15 protein-coding genes are annotated in these 14,948 nt (G+C 68.7%); 6 read left to right on the top strand and 9 right to left on the bottom strand.

The genetic code is table 11. The features are described 5' to 3' along the window. Positions 1 to 39 precede the first annotated feature (39 nt). From ACFFKU_RS14030 to ACFFKU_RS14020, 3 genes are all read right to left on the bottom strand, one after another. The gene (locus ACFFKU_RS14030; protein ID WP_380138861.1) at positions 40 to 522 is read right to left on the bottom strand and encodes an Asp23/Gls24 family envelope stress response protein; all 483 of its coding nucleotides are present in this window, start codon (positions 520 to 522) and stop codon (positions 40 to 42) included. Then, a complete protein-coding gene (locus ACFFKU_RS14025) occupies positions 519 to 977 on the bottom strand; it encodes an Asp23/Gls24 family envelope stress response protein (RefSeq protein WP_380138860.1) in 459 nt (152 codons plus the stop codon). The genes ACFFKU_RS14030 and ACFFKU_RS14025 overlap by 4 nt, the downstream gene beginning before the upstream one ends. Before the next feature lie 169 nt (positions 978 to 1,146). After that, positions 1,147 to 1,923 carry a TetR/AcrR family transcriptional regulator C-terminal domain-containing protein gene (locus ACFFKU_RS14020; RefSeq protein ID WP_380138858.1) on the bottom strand — a complete coding sequence of 259 codons (777 nt, stop codon included), beginning with the start codon at positions 1,921 to 1,923 and terminating at the stop codon, positions 1,147 to 1,149. 269 nt (positions 1,924 to 2,192) lie between these two features. On the opposite strand from ACFFKU_RS14020, the gene ACFFKU_RS14015 reads away from it, so the two are divergent. Continuing rightward, entirely contained in the window at positions 2,193 to 2,630 is a 438-nt protein-coding gene (locus ACFFKU_RS14015; protein WP_380138856.1) for a hypothetical protein, read from the top strand. Position 2,631: 1 nt separating this feature from the next. On the opposite strand, the gene ACFFKU_RS14010 is transcribed toward ACFFKU_RS14015, so the two are convergent. Next, the gene (locus tag ACFFKU_RS14010) at positions 2,632 to 4,665 is read right to left on the bottom strand and encodes a HelD family protein (protein WP_380138854.1); all 2,034 of its coding nucleotides are present in this window, start codon (positions 4,663 to 4,665) and stop codon (positions 2,632 to 2,634) included. A gap of 427 nt (positions 4,666 to 5,092) precedes the next feature. On the opposite strand from ACFFKU_RS14010, the gene ACFFKU_RS14005 reads away from it, so the two are divergent. The 4 genes from ACFFKU_RS14005 (at position 5,093) to ACFFKU_RS13990 (ending at position 8,065) form a co-directional block, all read left to right on the top strand. After that, complete coding sequence (locus tag ACFFKU_RS14005) at positions 5,093 to 5,353, top strand: hypothetical protein (protein WP_380138852.1); 261 nt, start codon at positions 5,093 to 5,095, stop codon at positions 5,351 to 5,353. A 46-nt stretch (positions 5,354 to 5,399) separates the two neighbouring features. Further along, positions 5,400 to 5,936 carry a DUF1440 domain-containing protein gene (locus tag ACFFKU_RS14000; RefSeq protein WP_380138850.1) on the top strand — a complete coding sequence of 179 codons (537 nt, stop codon included), beginning with the start codon at positions 5,400 to 5,402 and terminating at the stop codon, positions 5,934 to 5,936. 230 nt (positions 5,937 to 6,166) lie between these two features. Next, the gene (locus ACFFKU_RS13995) at positions 6,167 to 7,558 is read left to right on the top strand and encodes a DUF2254 domain-containing protein (RefSeq protein ID WP_380138848.1); all 1,392 of its coding nucleotides are present in this window, start codon (positions 6,167 to 6,169) and stop codon (positions 7,556 to 7,558) included. 150 nt (positions 7,559 to 7,708) lie between these two features. Next, positions 7,709 to 8,065: a hypothetical protein gene (locus ACFFKU_RS13990; RefSeq protein ID WP_380138846.1), complete on the top strand. Its 357-nt coding sequence runs from the start codon at positions 7,709 to 7,711 to the stop codon at positions 8,063 to 8,065. 8 nt (positions 8,066 to 8,073) lie between these two features. Here the strand turns inward: ACFFKU_RS13990 and ACFFKU_RS13985 are convergent, their stop codons facing one another. Beyond that, positions 8,074 to 9,198, bottom strand: a complete 1,125-nt coding sequence (locus tag ACFFKU_RS13985; RefSeq protein ID WP_380138844.1) for a TerD family protein — start codon at positions 9,196 to 9,198, stop codon at positions 8,074 to 8,076. A 93-nt stretch (positions 9,199 to 9,291) separates the two neighbouring features. On the opposite strand from ACFFKU_RS13985, the gene ACFFKU_RS13980 reads away from it, so the two are divergent. Further along, a complete protein-coding gene (locus ACFFKU_RS13980; RefSeq protein ID WP_380138842.1) occupies positions 9,292 to 9,441 on the top strand; it encodes a hypothetical protein in 150 nt (49 codons plus the stop codon). 419 nt (positions 9,442 to 9,860) lie between these two features. Here ACFFKU_RS13980 and ACFFKU_RS13975 read toward each other — a convergent pair whose 3' ends face one another. The 4 genes from ACFFKU_RS13975 to ACFFKU_RS13960 form a co-directional block, all read right to left on the bottom strand. Continuing rightward, positions 9,861 to 10,637, bottom strand: a complete 777-nt coding sequence (locus ACFFKU_RS13975) for a toll/interleukin-1 receptor domain-containing protein (protein ID WP_380138840.1) — start codon at positions 10,635 to 10,637, stop codon at positions 9,861 to 9,863. 508 nt (positions 10,638 to 11,145) lie between these two features. Continuing rightward, on the bottom strand, positions 11,146 to 12,687 hold the full coding sequence (locus ACFFKU_RS13970; RefSeq protein WP_380138838.1) for an RNA-directed DNA polymerase: 1,542 nt from the start codon (positions 12,685 to 12,687) through the stop codon (positions 11,146 to 11,148). 505 nt (positions 12,688 to 13,192) lie between these two features. Continuing rightward, positions 13,193 to 13,666, bottom strand: a complete 474-nt coding sequence (locus ACFFKU_RS13965; RefSeq protein WP_380138836.1) for an NUDIX domain-containing protein — start codon at positions 13,664 to 13,666, stop codon at positions 13,193 to 13,195. Between the two features lie 25 nt (positions 13,667 to 13,691). After that, entirely contained in the window at positions 13,692 to 14,912 is a 1,221-nt protein-coding gene (locus tag ACFFKU_RS13960; protein WP_380138834.1) for a helix-turn-helix domain-containing protein, read from the bottom strand. Positions 14,913 to 14,948: the final 36 nt, after the last annotated feature.

Raw genomic sequence — 14,948 nt, 5'->3', positions numbered from 1 at the left:
CGGGGTTCGCGACCCCGGCGGTGCGGGGTGGTCCGGTGCTCAGGCCGGGTCGTGCGGGGCGGGGCCGGGGGCGGCCACCGGTCCCGGAGCGGGGTCGACCGGCGTCGAGCCGGACGCGGGGTGGAGCGAGGGCTCGGCCGGAGGCTCGACCGGGGTGACCTCGAGATCGGCCACGAGGACGTCGACCGGGCCGGCGGTGAGCAGGCCGAGGGCCTCGCGCACGTCGGCGACCACGTCGGGCAGGGGCCGGGCGGGGGTCACGACCAGCGCGACCTCCACCCCCTCGGTCCGGACGCCCGGGCCCGCGACCGTCTCGACGGCGGGCCGGACCCGCACCCCGCTCACCCGACGACCGGGCAGCAGGGTGACCACCTCACCGAAACGACCGGGGTGCAGACGAGCCACCCCCGGCACGCGCAGGACGGCCGTCGCGACGAGGTCCGCGAGCTCCTGGCCCTGGACCACGACGCCCTCGACGGGCCCCGCGGTCCCGGGCTCGGCGGGCGGGTAGGAGTCGGTCACTGCACGCGCGCGCGGGGCTGGTCGTCGGTGTCGTCGTCGTCCTCACCGGCGATGTGGATGTCGTTGACGTCGATGTTGACCTCCTTGACCGAGAGGCCCGTCATGCGCTCGACGGCGGCGATGACGTTGCGGCGCACGGCGGCGGAGAGGTCGCTGATGGCCACGCCGTACTCGGCGATGATGTCGATGTCGATAGCGGTCTCGGTCTCGCCGACCTCGACGGAGACACCCTGGGAGTGGTTGGTGCGGGCACCGGGGATGCGCTCGCGCAGCGTGCCGATGGCCCGGGCGGCGCCGCCGCCGACCGCGTGGACGCCGGCGATCTCCTTGGTCGCCAGGCCCGCGATCTTGGAGACGACCTGGTCGTGGATGCTGGTGGTGCCCTTGCTGCTCGCCAGGTCCCCGCCGGTCTTGGACAGCGCGCCGGCGGGACGGGAGGTCTGGGTGTCGGACATGTGGGTCCCTCCAGGAAGCCACGTGGTCCCTCGGCGGGACCAGTTCGATGAGCCGTCAACTGATCGGCTTACGCTGTAAATTACCGACGGCGCGTGATCGCGCCACTCGAAATTTGTGAGCTGCCTCACCAAACTCTTGCCTCGCGCAAACATCTGTGCGCGCAGCGGTTCAGCGGGCGGTACGGGCCCGGTCGAGCCGACGCAGCAGGTTCTCCAGGGCGTCCCGGAACTCTTCCTCGAGGTCCTGGACCTGCAGCCGATCGGAGAGTCGCAGGATGGTCGGGTACGCCTCGAGCATCGGCGGCGAGGACTCCCCCGGCGTGGCCCGGGCCGGTTCGGCGCCCGCCCCGTCGGCCGACCCGACGTCGACCGGTTCGACCCCGTCGGCGGAGTTCTCCAGCAGCAGGTGCCCGATCAGGAAACTGCCGAAGGCGCGGTAGGCGTAGATGGCCGCGTCCTCGCTGAACCCCCGGGAGAGCAGTCCGGCCAGGAAACCCTCGATCCAGCGCAGGCTGCGCAACGGCGGGCGGATCCACGGGGCGGCGCGGTGGCGGGTGGCGATGAGCGGGAACAGTTCCGGGTGGGTCAGGGCGATGCGCCGGACCCCGGCGGCCACCCGACGCAGCCAGGTCTGCCAGTCGTCGTCCGGGCCGAGCAGCACGTCGGGGTCGGCGTAGAGCTGGTCCACGACCCGGTCGACCATGGCGTCGAGGAGCTGGTCGCGGCTGTCGACGTAGCGGTACAGGGCCATGGCCTCGACCTGCAACGACGCACCCAGCTTGCGCATGGAGAGCTCGGCGAGACCGAACCGGTCGACGAAGTCGATGGCGGCCTCGAGCACGGAGCTCTTGGTCAGCGCCGGCCGGCGGAGCGTGGCGCCCCCCGAACCGGCGTCCCCGGCCCGGTTCTCCTCGCCACCGGTGGGGCGGCGCGCGGACGCGGACATGCGATCCCCTCCACCCTTCGTCGGCTCGGTCGGGCCTGCGGGCCACGGCGGCCGCGCGATCTCTTCCCCCAGCGTGGCGGACGCACCGGTCCACCGCCCGGCCAGACGCGTGGTTTACGCTGTATACGCTGGAAGTGGTCCACCGGGGTCACCCGGCGAACCATCTCGGGTCCCCCCATCATGGCCTCGACGGGTGACGGCGCGGACGCCGGGGCTCGACCGTGGCACTGTCGTGAGAGATCACGTTCACCGAAGGGCACCGCAGGCTCATGCCGATCACCGACGACCAGGCCTTCCTGGTGGCACGGTCCGCCGCCTACGACCGCGACGGTCGCGAGATCGGACCCGTCAGCGGGATCTACTACGACGATCACACCGGCCGCCCCGAGTGGGTCACGGTCACCTGCCGATCCTCCGACGCGACCGACGCCGCCGCGGTCGAGGACGGCCCGGACCGGTTCATCCCGCTGGCCAGCGCCTCCTACGCCCGGGGGCGTCTGCACCTGGACGTCACCGTGCAGCAGGTGCACGAGGCCCCGGTCCTCACCTCGGGGGACCACCTGGACGGTCAGGCCGAGACCGCCCTCTACCTGCACTACGGGCTCTCCCCCGCCGGGGACACGGCGGTCGACCCGGACTCCGGCCGCACCCCGCGGACCGAGGACGACCTCGACGCGCACAGCCTGCTGCCCCCGACCGAGCGCTGACCTACCCCAACTCCTCCGGGAGCGGGTCGGCGTGCACGACCGTCATGGCGCTGACCGCGCGGGTCAGCGCGACGTAGAGCCGGCGCAGCCCGGTGCGACGGTCGGGTTCCCCGGCGACGATCGCCGAGGGTTCCACGACGACCGTCCGGTCGAACTCCAACCCCTTCACCAGACCGGCCGGGACCAGCGAGACCCGTTGCGGGGCGTCCAGCTCGGGGTCGTCGAGACGGGCGAACCCGATCCCGGCGGCGGCGAGCTCCCGGGCCGCGGCCTCGACGTGCCCGGCGGCCAGGACCACACCCACCGACCCCTCGCCCGCGAGCGCCGCCCGCACCTCCTTGACCGCCGCGGCCACCGGATCGTCCACCGACCGGACGTCGAGGCGACCCGGATCGGTGCGCACCGAGCGGGGAACGGTGAGGTCGGGCGCGATCCACGGCAGGAGCGTGGCGGCGTAGTCGATGACCGCGGACGGGACGCGGAAACCCCGGTCGAGGATCTCCAGCTGCCCCTCGGGTTTCCCGATGAGGTCGAGCACCTCGTCCCAGGAGGCCGCGGCCCACGGCGTCGTCCCCTGGGCGATGTCGCCGAGCACGGTGGCCGCCCCGGTCGTGCAACGCCGCCCGACCGCCCGCAACTGCATGGCGGAGAGGTCCTGGGCCTCGTCGAGGACGACATGGGCCCGCGACGGCGTGCGGGACAACTGGTCGGCGACCTCGTCCAGCAGGACCGCGTCGGCCGCGGTCCAACGGGCCGACCCCGGGGTCCGCGGCGGTGTCGTCCAGCGCAGGAGTTCCTGCTCGGCCTCGTCCAGGACTCCCTCGGCGCACGCGGCCAGGAACTCCGGTTCGGCGAGCACCCGCCAGAGCACGCGGGCGGCGTCCTGCGGCGGCATCAGCTTCTTGACCTCGCGCTTGACGTCGGCGCTGCGCGCCACCGCGTCCTGGACCCGGTCGTCCGGGGAGTCCCCCGCCGCCTCGAACAACTGCAGGACGACGTGCGCGATCCGCGCCGGCAGCAGGTCGCGGGCGGCCTCGTAGCGCAGGCCGCGGGTTCTGAGTTCGGCGACGAGTTCGGCCAGCCGGTACGCCGGGACCCGCCAGCGGGTCGAACCCCGGGTGAGGACGAGCGGTTCGGTCGGGTCGACCAGCGCCGACCAGACCGCGCGGTGCAGCACCGCGGCCATCCGCGCGTCTCCCTTCAACCGGGCGACGGCGGGCTCCTCGACCGCCCGCACGGCAACGGGTTTCCGCCCCTCCGCTCCTCCGGTCAGCAGGCTCTCCATCGTCGCCTGCTCCACCTCGACCTCGCCCAGCGCCGGCAGGACCGCGGCGATGTGCTGCAGGAACGCGTGGTTCGGCCCGATCACCAGGACGCCCTGCCGGGTCAGCCGTTCCCGGTGCGCGTAGAGCAACCAGGCCGCTCGGTGCAGCCCGACGGCGGTCTTGCCGGTCCCCGGGGCGCCCTGCACGCAGACCGTCGTGCGGGCGTCGGCCCGGACGAGCGCGTCCTGCTCGGGCTGGATGGTCGCGACGATGTCGCGCATCGGCCCGGAGCGGGGCCGTTCGATCTCGCGGGCCAGGATCTCGCTGGCCGCGTCGTGCTCGTCGGGGTCGAGCAGGTGCTCGTCCTCGTAGGCGGTGATGCGCCCGCCGTCGACCCCGAACCTGCGCCGCAGGACGACCCCGTGCCGCTCGTCGCGGGTGGCGGAGTAGAAACCCCGCGACACGTCGGCCCGCCAGTCGATGACGACCGGGTCCCCGGCGGTGTCCATGACGTGCCGCCGCCCGATGTGCAGCGACTCCCCCGAGTCCAGGTCGGTGCGCCCGAAGAACAACGTGCTGCCCGGGTCGTCGACCAGCGCCGCCGCCCGCCGCGCCAGCGCCGCCCCGAGCGCCGCGTCGGCCACCGCGTCCCCCGGCCGCCGCGCGGCCTCCTCGGTCAGCTCCCGGGTGTGCTCGCGCATGCGCGCAAGTTCCGTCCGCGCCGTCTCCAGGTGGGCCTGCTCGGCAGCGAGCACAGGGTCGACGGTCATTCCTCCCACTCTGCCACTCCCGCTCCCCTCCCCTTCCCCCTCGCGACGCCTACCCATCCTCGCGAGACACCCCCCAACTCTCCCGTGATCAAGGAATTTCGTGACCGCTGCCCCACCCGTCACAGAGACTCTCCACCGGAGCGATGACGGCGACGCATCTCGACGCAGGCCGACCGCGCCACACTTCCGGGGTGAGCGATGCGGGAGGGGAGGCCTTCTGGGTGGACGACACGGACCTGTCCCCCGAGGACCGGGTGGATCTCGACCGACGGATCCTGACCTTCCTGGCCGCCCGGATCACCACCGTCTCGACCGACCTCCCCGCGGCGGAACCGGGCGAGTGGCCGGTCGAGGTCGCGTCCGCCGCCGCGCGGTTGCGGCGGCACGCCGACCCCGACGCCGGCCCCACGACTACCGCTACGCCGATGTGGACCTCGTCCGCTACCCCGGTCTGTGGGAGGCGTTCCTGCTCGTGGCCCCCTACGCCTACGACGCCCAGGCGCTCGACGCCGGCGGCGCCGAGGTCCTCCACCTCAGCGACGCCGGTGACCTGAGGGTCGTGCTCGCACCCCAGGAGCGCCGCGAGGTGGAGGCCCTCATCGGCGCGCACCGTCTGGTGCCCGTCGAACCGCGACGCCCGTGGTGGGTCCGGTGGCGTGAGCGGTTGCTCTCCCGTGACGTCCGATGATCGGCCCCGGGGTGCACCGCGCCCGCCGCTGCGGTAACCAGGGGCGGTGACGAGGACGAGGTTCGTGATCGACGTGGCGACGGGACTGCTCGCGGGCTGGGTGGGGCTCCAGGCCAAGGCGAAGGCCGAGTCGGCCCTGCAGACCTGGGGCGAACGGGTGCTCCCGCCCGAACCCGGCCAGAAGGAACTGCTCGGCGCCGACCCGGCCGGGCACGGGGAACGGATGCCCCCCTCGATCCTGTGGAAGCGGGTCGTGGAGCTCACCGGCCGCAACCCCGAGGCGATGACTCCTGAGCAGGTCGAGGCCGGGGCGGTGTGGTTCCACCGGGCCCTGGGCTACGGCTACCCGGTCGTGTACTCGCTGGTGTCGCGCCGCATCCCCGCCGCCCGGCTCTTCAGTGGGGCGCTCGGCGGCACCGCGCTGTTCACCGCCTTCCACGCCACGACGCTGCCGGCCATGGGGGTCCAGGCGCCAGTCAGGGACCTCCCCCAGGCCTGGTGGGTCTGGGAGGGCGGGTCGCACATCGTGTTCGGCGTGGCCGTCGACGCCGTCATCGGCGCCGTCCGGACGATCACGCGCTAGAGACCCCCGCCCCCGCCCCGTCCTCAGCGGCACAGGGGGACCCTGTGCTCATTCATCGGGACCAAGGTCCCCCTGTGCCGGAGCGGGCTGTCGCACAGGGGGACCTTGGTCTCGTTCATCCAGAGCGAGGTCCCCCTGTGCCGAACGCGGTTCCCGTGGGAGCGAGACCCCGACGCGGTGGCGCCCGCCGTCTCGCCTCGCCTCCCGCCCGTCGACCGGCAGACTTCCCGGTGTGCCGACCCCCTCCCGCCCCCCCCGCCTCCACCCTGGACCGGGTCTCGGCGGCCCTGCACGACGCGATCCGCAGCCGGTTGTGGCCGGTGCCGCTGTCCGCGGTCGTCCTTGCCGTGGTCCTGGGCGTCGCGCTCCCGTTGCTGGACGCCGCGATCGACCAGCAGCTGCCGGGGTGGATGACCGGGGTGGTCTTCGGGGGAGGTTCCTCGGCCGCGCGTGACGTCCTCGGGGCGGTGGCGGGGGCGGTGATGACGGTGACGTCCCTGACCTTCTCGCTGACCGTGGTCACGTTGCAGTTGGCCAGCAACCAGTTCTCCCCGCGTCTGCTGCGCACGTTCACCGGCGACGGCGTCGTCCAGGCCACCCTCGCGCTGTTCCTCGGGACGTTCACCTACTCGCTCATCGTGCTGCGGACCGTGCGCGACCGGTCCGACGCGCCCGACTGGGTGACCGGTGGCGAGCAGTTCGTCCCCCGGGTGGCAGTCACGCTGAGCGTGATCCTGGCCGTGGGCTGCGTGGTCGCCCTCATCGGGTTCCTGGCCCACCTCACCAAGCAGATCCGCGTCGAGCCGGTCCTGCAGGCCGTTCACGAGGAGGGCAGCGCCACCCTGACCCGCGTCGCCCCCGCCGCCGACGCGGATCTCGTGCCGGTTCTCGACGGAACCGGCTCGCCGGTCCCGTCCCGGCTCACCGGTTTCGTCACGGTGGTCGACGAACGCCGGTTGCTGCGGCTGGCCGACGAGCACGACCTGCTCGTCGACGTCACCGCGTCCCCGGGAGCCGCTGTGCTGCAGGGCGCCCCGGCCGCCCGTCTCTACCACCGCGACGGCCGGCCCCTCACGGCCGCCGACCCGGGACTGGTCGAGGCGGTCGCCCGCACGATCCGCGTCGGGGCCGAGCGGGTGGGGTCGCAGGACCCGACCTTCGCCCTGCGCCAGATCCTCGACGTCGTGCTGCGCGCCCTCTCCCCGGGCACGAATGACCCGACCACCGCGATCCACGGCATCGGCCACGTCAGCGCCCTGCTCTGCGAACTCCTCCGCTCCGGGCCGGGGGACGCGCTCCTGCACGGCGACGACGATGTGACGCGCGTCGTCCTGCGCCGCCCCGACCTGACCGCGTTGTTGGACGCCGCGGTCGGTCACGTCCTGCGCTACGCCAGCGCCGACCCAGCCATTGCGCGGGAACTCCTGGTCCTGCTCACCAGGCTGGCTTGGACCCGCCCCGACGACGAGGAACTCCTGGAGCAGTTGCGCGGCCGACGGCAGCAGGTCCTCGACACCGTGCTGCCCACCAGCACCGAGCAGGACCGGCGGGTCCTGGAGGCGTCCGCCGGGGAACTCGACCGGGTCCGGGACGGGCGCTGGGACCAGCGCGCCCGGGTCTGAGGAGCCGCGGAACCGGCGAGCGGTTCCGCGCGTCCGAGACCCATGCCACGAGAACTCCGGCCGGGTCGCTTCGGTGGCGGCCCATGGGTGGTGATCGCACTGTCCCTTCTCGTGCTGCCCGGCTGCACCGCTGGTCCGACGCTCCCGCCCGTGGTTCGGAACCCTCCGCCGCGTCCGGCTGGCTGCCTCCAGGTCGCCGTCCTGGACGGAGGACCGCGCGCCGATGCCGAGTCCTGGTTGCGCGAGGTCAGCACGACCGCGCCCGACACCGTCGCCCCCGACGGGACGCCGCGGGACCTCACCGACCCGGAGGTGGCCGACGTCCTCGTCCGAGACGAGGCAATGCGTCAGGCTGCCGCCGCACTTCTGGCCCACCCGGGCTCGACCGAGGTACGCGACGACGGCGGCGAGGTCGTGGCCGCGATCGTGACCCGACCGGCCGGTGACGGCCAGGTCGTCATCGAGCAGTTGCGTTACTGGCAGCCGGGCCCACCCTGCCCGGCCTGATCGGGCCGTCAGGAGCGCTTGAACTCCACCGGCCCGGCCCCCATCGTGAAACTCCCGTCGGAGTGCAGCTCGGGCCGGTGCTCGGTGGTCCGCTTCCCGTAGTCCTCCACCTGCTCGACCCGCACCCCGTCGTCGCCGAACGACAGTTTGGCGATGGCGACCCAGTACTTCTCCGAGTCGTCGAACAACGGGACGGTGACCTGGGAGCCGGAACCGTCATCGACCACCGCGCGCGCCCCGTAGCTCTTGAACGACCCCGCGCCGTTCTCGACCGCCGAGTAGGCGCAGATGAGGACGTGGGCGAGGTGGTCGGGGCGGGTGATCTCGACGGTCTCCCGGCCCGGCGTGGTCGAGTCCCCCTGCAACCGCACGAAGGGCGGGGCGGTGAGCGAACCGAGGTCGCGGTAGTAGACCGCGCCGGTCCGCCCCGACCGGTCGGCCCACAACGCGTAGAGGTCGAGGTCGGCTCCGCGGGCCCGGCGCTTGTCCGAACCGCCGTCCCAGTCCAGGTCCACCCGGAAGACGGTCGCGACGGCTTGGTCCCGCTTGCTGAAGTCCAGGGGGATGACCGCGGACCCCTTCTTGGTCAGTTCGATCTTGCCGAGCGGTTTCTTGGCCAGGTCCAGTGCCGGGGCCGCCGGCTCGGCGACCGGTCCAGGATCGTCGACGTCCACCCCGAAGTCGGTGGCGAGCCCGGCCAGCCCGTTGTCGTACCCCTGCCCGACGGCCCGCACCTTCCAGTCCGTGCCGCGACGGTAGATCTCGACGAGAACGGCCACGGTTTGGCTGCTGAGCCGGCTCGGGGAGAACCGCACCTCCTCCCCCGCGTGCCCGACGGTGACGTCGACGCCGGCACCGGCACCGGCCAGCGTCACCCCCTCGGTCGCGGGACTGGCCGCCACGACGATCTTCTCCGCACCGGCCCGCACCCCGTCCAGGTCGAGCGCGAGGGCGCTGCCGGACAGGGAAACCCCCGGCGCGCTCGGCTGGTTGAAAAACACCATGTCGGCGTCGGAGGCCACCCTCCCGTCCGCGCTCACGACGAGGGCGGTCACGTCGGCCGGCCCGCCGACGGTCACCGTGACGCGGGGACCGGAGAGGGGTGAGTTGCTGCCTTCGCTCAGGTGGACCACGCCTCGTTGTACCTCATGGGGCCGGAACCGACCCGTCCCGCGGGGTGCGCGGACGGTCTCGATCGAGCAGGGCGTACGGGGAGCGCCCCCAGCTTGAGCACCACGATCGCCGCGCCCGAAGGGGGTCGGGTCTACGCCGCGTTTGTGCAGGACGTCTGCACCCGCCGGATCGTGGGCTGGCAGGTCGCCGCGACCCACCTACGCACGGAACTGGCCCTGGACGCGCTGCAGATGGCGTTCTGAATCCCTTTCCGCGAGGGCGCGGAGTTGTTGATGCACCACTCCGACAAGGCATGCCGTACGTCGCGGTGCGCTACAGCGAACGTCTAGCCTTGGAGAGTGCGGTGGCCTTGGTCGGGTCGACTGGCGACTCCAAGGACAACGCGATGCCGAGGCGTCCAACTCATTGTTCAAGGCTGAGTGCATCCGCAACCCGCACCTGCCCGGCCATGACGGACCCTGGCGCGAGGTCACCGGCGTAAGCGTTGTTTCATGGCCGACATGCAACTCGGTCCCCGACAAGGATTAATCAACCGTCGCGGGAGGCCCAAATATAACGCGTGCCGGCAGTTCGAATCTCAGCGGGCTCAACTAGTACCGAGGCGACGCTGTCGCTGTTCCTCGGGCCTGGGCAGCTTATGGCGGAGGCAATTGACGAGGGTCTACTGAAGGTGGGGAGGGAATTGGAAGTTTAGGGGGGCACGCCCCATGCTGCGCATGGCGGCTTGGTACTCTTCAGGCGTGACGGTGAAACCGATATCCTTGAAACGCACCCTACGAAAGGAGACTCGCCGAACGCCGTATGTCCCAACAAGAGCCGTCCCACGAGGAACAGCCAAGAAAACTTCTGGGCCATTGAAGGTGACCTGCTCAAACTTGCAGTCTTCGTGGAGTGTCAGGACCGCCAACCCTTGCAGCACGCAATCTTCGAACAACATGTCCTGAAGACATTGATCTTCGGAGAGTGGCAAACGTGAGATGCTGATGGTCGCATTTCGGTAAATGGCCGGGCCACCCTTACTGACTGCGTTCTTCCCCAGCACTTTTTTTGCCACAGCCGCCGCGACACGTCGCGCATTCCCTTCGGCCTTGACTCCCTTGATGTCTCGAAGAAGGGCGTCATACTGGCCGACCTCGTCCACAGAAATATCATGGAATACGGGCAGCAGTCGACCTTCCTCCAATATGCCAGCAAGGCTGGCCAACTCCGCTTTAGGCCACTTTTTGTTAAAGAAGTTGTGCGACAGAACTACCACCCCATATTTGCTGGCGGACAGCCCCTCATTGATTCTGCCCCGAATACTGTCCCCTAGATCGATCTCGTAATCGTCATACCAAGTCTCAATGCCATACCGAATCAGCGTGTCTGCCAGGTTTTTGACGAAGGGCTTATCCTCGCTGGCATGTGAGATGAAGGTCTTGCCGCTCTCCTCGGTCACGGCGCAATAATCGCAAGGCGGAAGTCTCTCGTCAACATCCGTGTATGCCTCGCCACCGACTCCGCGGGTGACCACCTGCGTCAAGATGAGGGAAGTTAGGCGCACCGTGGGCCTCGCAGCATCACTGCCCGCGGTCCCATCTGAGCTACAGACCACGCCGCCAAATACGACGCGAGAGGGCTGGAACCACTTTCGCGGTTCCGGGCCTCTGGCGCGCGGTCTTGCTGGTCGGGGTGACAGGATTTGAACCTGCGGCCTCTTCGTCCCGAAGCTTCGCTGCGGTTGAGCCTCTGGTCGCCAATGTGCTTGCAGGCTCCGGGTCAGTCCACCCTGGGCTGACGACGTTCGGGCCGGTTGTCACGCAGTTAGGCACGCAACGGCACTGCTGGCTGTCGCACTCTTCACGCATGAAGACACTCACACAGAAGAAGCATGCGACAGCGCCTAACTAGGTCGATCACCAAGTGCTGCGACGTATCACTAGCCCATAAGCCAATGCAATGTCCCATCAGTAGCCCCAAGCAGAAAGGAACAAGGGCCTACGGCGCTTGAGTTTAGACGCAGCCCTACTCTTGCTCTTCGGAACTAGGAAACGAACTTTGGCGTCATTCAGGTCTTTCCATTGAATGATGTCATCCCACTTATTGGGGCGGCATGCCTTTGATGCCCTGTACTCATAGGCGAGCAGCCAATCGCTAGTAGACAGCGCGCCCTTGCGCTCAGCTCGACGTACCGCCGAATCGAGATTGACCGACCTGAATAACTTAGCATCTGATTTCATCGCATCATAAAGCAGTACTAACGATGTATTGTCCTCCATCTTTGATACCTCTATAGCAGCATCAAGATCGACAGGAAGTTCCAGGTCCCGCAAAAGCGTGAGAATCCAGGATACTTCAAAGCCGTGGTTGAGGCGTGCATGTGTGGCGCATAAAGCGTTGAGAACTTCCACTAGCCTGTCATTGTCCACGGGAAGTCCGTGTGCACGCGCGAAAGTTAGTACTTCATAAGCATTCCTCAAGACGCTACCGTCCTGACCAACGGCTGCAATGACGAAATCACGATAAATTGGCCAACTCTTCTTCCCTGCAGGAAAGGGGTTGCAGCGTTTGACTGCGTAGCTCAAAACACCCTCAGTAGGATGACGCCTAGCCCACTCGAGCGCTAAGGAAGATAAATCTATTAGATCTTGACTCTGGTTTGAGTCGCGATCATCACGAAATCGAGCCTGACGAAGCGGGCCGACCCATGGAGATTCGACCGGTTCTAGCCCGTCTGTAACTGATACCTTCTCCGCGTTTAGGCTCAGCTCATACTCTCCTAAAAGGCGTTCATATGTGGCAAGAACGTCATAAGCTTCCCCAGCCGAGCTTGCATAAAAGGTCATATCGTCAATGTAACGAAAGGCGCGGGCTGCCATGGTGGGGTGCTCGCGACACAATGCCTCGTCGACCCGTGCAAGCAGAACTTCACTCACTAGCCATGAGGTGTCCGGGCCAATGGATAAACCAATGGTTTGACCCTCGCGAGATTCCCTAAGCCGACTGTCGAGGAACACTCCGAGGGTATGGGCTCGCATCGCTCGCTTTGCGGCAGCCTTCCCCCTAACCGCCCAGTCCACTGCATGGGTGTAGATCGACCCGTAGAATTGGCTGATGTCCGTTCTGAGAGTCACGGAACCGCCTGGCATGCGCGATACGGCAACCTGTGCCTTGTTCTCGACCTCACAAATGCGTGCAAGCGAACGCCTGGCGGGTTTTTTCACCGGCCTAGTTAAAGAGATCGAGCTTCTTGCGGTTACCTTTTGAAGAGTTCCCCAGTGCGCCGAGCACAACTCGACAAGACTGATTTGCGCCAACGGGTTCGGTATTTCCATTGGCCTACGCAATCCACCCGCGCGAGCTAATCCAAATCGAACAGGCGCAGTCCATTTGGCCGGAAGAGTCAGAGGCGTCAACCCTGGAGCGGCCGCCGCAAGAGGAGCTGACGAGAATGAAGTCGGCATCTCACTGGGCAAGAAACCGAATCGTAGTGCCTTGTCGATGTTCACAGCTGCAACCTAGGCCACAGAGACGGCCGACGTCTTGACTATGCAGCGGCTCGTTACGCGTCCTCCCTAGGAGGGGTCATTGACTCGTCGAACACTGAGCAGCCTCTCACCCGATGGCTGCTAGGACGAACGTTTGAGTAGCGCCCTGATCAGCTTCGTAGTGGCACGCCGCTGTTCGCATACAGAGCGGTGCGGAGATGCGCGGTAACCAACCTAGCCATGGGCCCAGTCCCCCGCGCATCTGTGCAGCGCAACTGGGGGTCCAGGGGGCGGGAGCCCCCTGGTACCACTCCACCGCACCAACGTCTCCCGTGCTGCCGGTGACGCATTGCCGCGGCTGGGCCGCGGTGTGCGAGCTGCACGAGCACGGCCGCTAGGCCGCGCGCAGGGGGGGAGACGCGCCGCGGTCCACCCGCCGGTGGGCGGAGCCCACCGGCTTGACGGAGTAAAGAAAGTTCTCACAGCAGGGCGCGGATGCCAGTGGGCCTTGCGCCGGGCGCCCGAATCAGGCCAGCGCGCGGGTGCCGTGTTCGGCGTAGTGCTCGCTGCGCCCCGGGGGAGCGTCTAGGGCGGTCCGGACGCGACGGACGAGACGGTCGGGCATCAGATCATCGATGGCGGCTGGGTCGTGGAACGCGGTCGTACCGATCTCGTCGCCGTCGGGGGTGACGGTGGCGTACTGCTCATCTGTGAGCTGCCCACCGTCGAAGACGAAGAGCATCTTGTCACCCTCTTTGGGTGCAGGTGCCCAGTCGACAAGCAACAGTCCAGCGATGGGCAGCTCAGTCCCCAGCTCTTCGACGACCTCACGGCGCGCAGCGGCGAGGGGGCTTTCTCCTGGCTCCACGTAGCCGCCAGGGATGTCCCAGCCGTCCTTGTAGGTCGGCTTGACCAACAGGACGTGGCCCGCCGCGTTGCGGTACAGCACGCCAGCGGCAACGCGCGGAGTGGCCATGGGCGGTGCGGTGTCGGTGCTCACGGACCCCGACCCTAGGCGTTGCCGATCAGGCGACGTGCAGGCGCTCGGCCAGGCGGCGTAGCTCCGGGCTCGGCTGAGACCGACCAGTGCGCATCCACGTCGTCACGAGCTGGCGTGTCAGGAAGTGATGCCGCACCTGTTCCGGTGCGTCCTGCTCCGCCGTCAGCAGCATGCGCAGGCCCTCGTCGGCCTGGTTCAGCGAGGTGAAGGCTCGGGCGACTTCGAGCGCGTGCCGGACGCGACGTTCCACAGGCATCGCGGCGGTGTTGACACGCGGGCCCAGGTCAGCGGCGACTTGGACGTCCCCGACCTCCATCGCGATCGAGACGCGGTGGATGGCGACGTTGGTCGGACCGAACGCGCTCCACAGGTGATTCGCATCGGCGCCGAGGCGCCGCGCGTGGTGCTCGGCCTGCTTCAGTCGGCCCCGCGCCTCGGCCGGGTCATCGGCACGGGCTGCGGCCATCGCAGCCACAAGCAGGAGGCTGCCGAGCATGGACAGGCGTGATGGCGTTGCCTGGCCCGCGGTGGGCTGCAGACGCATCAACCCGCTGTCGACGACGCGGACGGCCTCGTCGTACCTGGCGTTGGCCAGCAGCGCGTGCGCAACCGACCGCAAGAGAGAATCGACTACCGTCAGGTCTTCGGACTCCTCGGCAAGCCGGACCCCACGGTCTGCGCAGATGAAGGACAGCTCGGATTCCCCGACCTTCGTCAGGGTTGCCGCGGCGACCTGGTAGGCCAAAGCCAGCTGCCCCGTGACGGTGTTGCGGTCTCGACCATGCGACATGTCCGAAGCCACCTGGCCCTGTCTCAAGACCGCTGGCAACTGGGTCGTCACGTAGCCGAACCGAGACCCCTGGTAGGCGCTCCACAGATCGGCTACCTGGGACGTCAAAGCCCCCACATCGGGGTCGACGTCGCTGTCGTAGCCCCGGGTCGGTAGAAGCTGGGAGTAGTCGAACAGAACCTCGCGCAGAGCCGGGATGGTGCGGCGCTGGGTGTCGGCCGACCAGTCCATGAGCTGCGGGTCACCGATCAGGTCGCCGAGGGATACATCGAGCGTCTGCGCGAGCTGGTGGATGACCGACAGCCGATCGAGCTGGATGCGCCCGTTCTCGACCTTGCTCAGCCAGTCGGCCGTCCGGTCCACCAGGCCAGCCAAGACCTCCTGCGACAAGCCTCGGCGGCGTCGGTACCAAGCGACTCGCTCGCCGACCGTCAACGCCTCGTCGTATCCGCGCACGTGATCACCGTGCCACAGACCTCCGACAAGGATCCC

Source organism: Kineococcus gynurae (assembly GCF_042433995.1).
Lineage (GTDB): Bacteria > Actinomycetota > Actinomycetes > Actinomycetales > Kineococcaceae > Kineococcus > Kineococcus gynurae.
This window is presented reverse-complemented; position numbering and strand designations above follow the sequence as displayed.